Here is a 3,578-nt window from a genome sequence, read left to right as displayed (position 1 = left end):
AAGCTGCGTCCTAATCCTAGCAGTGGCCAGTTTTCGCTTGATATAACAGTGATGGAAGATGTGACGGTGAATTATCGTGTAATAAGTCTGTTGAATAATCAAACTTATTATTCAAAGAAATCAACTTTATTAAAAGGAGCCAAGAGAACAGAGGACTTTAATATACAAGGTTTAACGCAGGGGATCTATTTGCTGGTAGTGGAAGGGCCTAAAGATGTGAAGACGCTTAAACTGATGATTATATAAGCGTGTTATCTCAGGCCAATAGATGATGCGATATTAAATAGTGGTGGCAAAACCTGTTTTTTGTTATTATAAAAAATTACTTATTAGTACTTCCATCTTTTAACAAATAATGCAATGAAGAAAATATTACTCTTTTTAAGTTGCATACTTTTCTCTTTGGCTGGCGTGGCTCAGAAAGGCGCTCCATATGTGTTACGTGCTCATGCCAGGATCACTTTACCACCAGGTAATAACTATACTGTTATACTGTACAGAACGGATGTGTCAACTACCGCGAAAGTAAAGATCTTTGAAAAAGTGAATTTTTCAACCAGTACAACAATGGTAATTGATACCAATCTTTATTTGACATCACCTATTATACATATTTATTCGGATGTCAGCAGTAGCGGTTGTGGTAATAAAGAATATGATTTTCAAATTCCAGGAAACTCGGGTACCGCCAGATCATTTAATCTGGGGTGCGGTTCGAACCTGGTGAATTTCAATATTTATAATGCGGGGATTATCATGATTGAAAATGCCGATCGTACTGATCCGGCAGATAATATTTATACTGTTGACGAAACAATAAATTTTAGGAATTCTTATTGTGGTCATCAGGGGTGTCTTGGAAGATCCCAATTCAGTCTCGATGGGCAGGTTTTTGCTAATCTACCTAAATATACGGATCTGACCAATAACTATGCTGGTCGTTCTATAAAGGATATTTTTGATGCAGATTATGTTAATTTTATAGGTAAGCCTGTTTATTTCCGTTCAGCACCTTCGGTAAACTATTATAATGCGTCTACCGGAGAATCTGATAGTTCACATTACCCCACGATGGCTGGAGAAGGATCTAATGTGTTGGTATTATATTTTTATCCCACTACACCGAAACCTGTTGCCGTGACAGGAGCATCTCCATTGTGTTCTTATAGTAAAAGTAATTCTGTGACCGTCAGGTTTGACAGAGATATGGTTCCGGGTGAGGTGTTAAAACCTATCTCTATCTACAAATTTAATTCGCCAACAGACTCTATTATTGTTGATCAGACCAGTACTGATATTACCAGTCTGGATGCCAATAAAAGTGTAACGATCACAGGTTTGCGTGATATGCTTCCCGGGGATTATAGTCTTACTGTAGAAGGCAAGTATGGTAGTGTAGTGGAAGTAAACAGAACCTATTATCATTTTACTATCACAGCCCCGGCCCCTGTAACATTCTCCGTTCAACCGGTTGATGCTACCTGCTTCGGTGGTAATAATGGGTCTGTAACCGTTACAGCCGCGGGAGGTAATAGTACATATCAATATTCAAAAGATAATGGTACTAATTGGCAGGCGGGTAATGTATTTAATGGCCTGATAAAAGGTGATTATACTATTCTTGTAAAAGATGGCAATGGATGTTTAGCTGCTGCATCACAAGTAGCTACAGTTGGTCAGCCGCCTACCGGTATATCATCCAATATTTCTGTGGCGCTTGATCCCAAAGGTTATCATACTTATGATGGCAGCGCGGGCATCAGTGTGAGTGGTGGTGCATCTCCTTATACCTATGCCTGGAACAATGGAGAAAGTACTGCCACTATCAATGGACTGGGTGGTGGAACTTTTGATGTAGTGGCAACGGATTTGAATGGATGTACTACTTCTCAAAGCATTAGACTTGTAGAACCTGATTCACTGGTAGTAGGTTTCACAACTACTCCTATCAGTTGTAAGGGCGATGGTGATGGGGCATTACAGGCAGATGTGACAGGAGGAGTGGGGCCATACACTTATTTATGGAATACGAATAAAATTACCCGGAAAATCACCGGTTTAGTAACAGCGACTTATTCAGTAACGATTACTGATGCTAATAATAATCAAGCAATTGACAGTATTGATCTTGCAGAACCGGACTTACTGGTACTGGGACTTACGCCTACCAATGTCACCTGTTATGGCGTGGCAAATGGAATAGTGTTAAGTAATACTACCGGTGGTACTTTGCCTTATCAGTATACCTGGAGCAATGGAGCTACTACAGCTAATGTGAACAATCTTCCTCCGGGCGACTATTATCTTGATATTAAAGATGCACATGGGTGTGTAACAACTGCTGACACAACCATTACACAACCGGATGATTTAGCAGCCACCGGGGTTATTACCACACCAACACGTTATGGTTCTACAGATGGAGGTGTTGTTACTACTGTAGGAGGAGGTACATTGCCTTATCAGTATGCATGGAGTAATAGCACTGTTGCGCCAGATCTGAGTAACGTAGGTGATGGTAGTTATAATCTAACTATTACTGATGCTCATAATTGTAGTCTTGTGAGAACATTTGTGTTGCATGAACCGGACCCATTGGTGTTGGCATTACAACAACAGGCACCGGTACTTTGTCACGATAGTACACAAGGACAGGTATATGGTTATGTTACCGGAGGGGTGCGACCTTACGTATATGCGTGGTCTAATGGTGCTGCAGATTCAGTAGCAAAGAAGTTACTTGCAGGGACGTATCATTTGAAAGTTACAGATATGAGTGGTGTAATAGCAGAAGCTGATATTAAACTTACACAGCCACCGGCATTGAATACCACTTTTGTACTTCAGGAAGTGGGATGTAATGGTGAAGCAAATGGAGCTGCCACAGCTACAGTAAGTGGTGGAGTTGCGCCTTATCTGTATTCCTGGAGCAACGGTTCTGTTGATACCAGTATTAAAAATTTAGAGGCAGGTGATTATATTTTAAAAGTAACCGACGCCAATGGATGTATCTTAAATTCTACTGCGGCGGTTATAGCACCTGGTGCACTGGCCATAGGAGAATCCATAAAAGAACCTACCTGTACAGGTTTCCAGGATGCGGCTATTACTTTGCTACCATCCGGAGGGCGTTTACCATATTCATATCAATGGAGTACTGGAAGTACGAATAAGGATATACAGCAACTGGGTGCCGGTACTTATACTGTACAAATGAAAGATAGTACAGGGTGTTTGATAGGTCATACATATACCCTCATAGATCCACTGCCATTAACGGTTTCTCTGGGTGTTGACCGTACGCTCTGTAAAGGTCAGGTAGCAGTTACAGATGGTACTATTCCCAATGGAGCAGATTACAGCTGGAACAGTAATAACGGATATACTGCTCATACGGCTGTGGTAGGAATAAATGAGGCTGGCATTTATGATATAACAGCAACGGATATTGATGGTTGTGTGGCGCATGATACCGTAGTAATCAAAACGGTTGATAATGTAATCAGTGCGGAGTTCCTTGCCAGTACGCAGGCATTTACGGGTGATACAGTGATTGTGGCAAATGTTAGTTCTCCAGC

The 3,578-nt window shown here is 41.1% G+C and carries 2 protein-coding genes; both read left to right on the top strand.

Going from position 1 to position 3,578, the window contains the following annotated elements; genetic code table 11:
* Positions 1-246 (top strand): T9SS type A sorting domain-containing protein (locus BM176_RS31985; RefSeq protein WP_143097983.1); only part of this gene is annotated, 246 nt, incomplete at its 5' end.
* A gap of 114 nt (positions 247-360) precedes the next feature.
* Positions 361-3,578 (top strand): SprB repeat-containing protein (locus tag BM176_RS31980; RefSeq protein ID WP_177230629.1); only part of this gene is annotated, 3,218 nt, incomplete at its 3' end.

It is taken from the genome of Chitinophaga sp. CF118, assembly GCF_900112615.1.
In the GTDB taxonomy this organism is placed as follows: domain Bacteria; phylum Bacteroidota; class Bacteroidia; order Chitinophagales; family Chitinophagaceae; genus Chitinophaga.
This window is presented reverse-complemented; position numbering and strand designations above follow the sequence as displayed.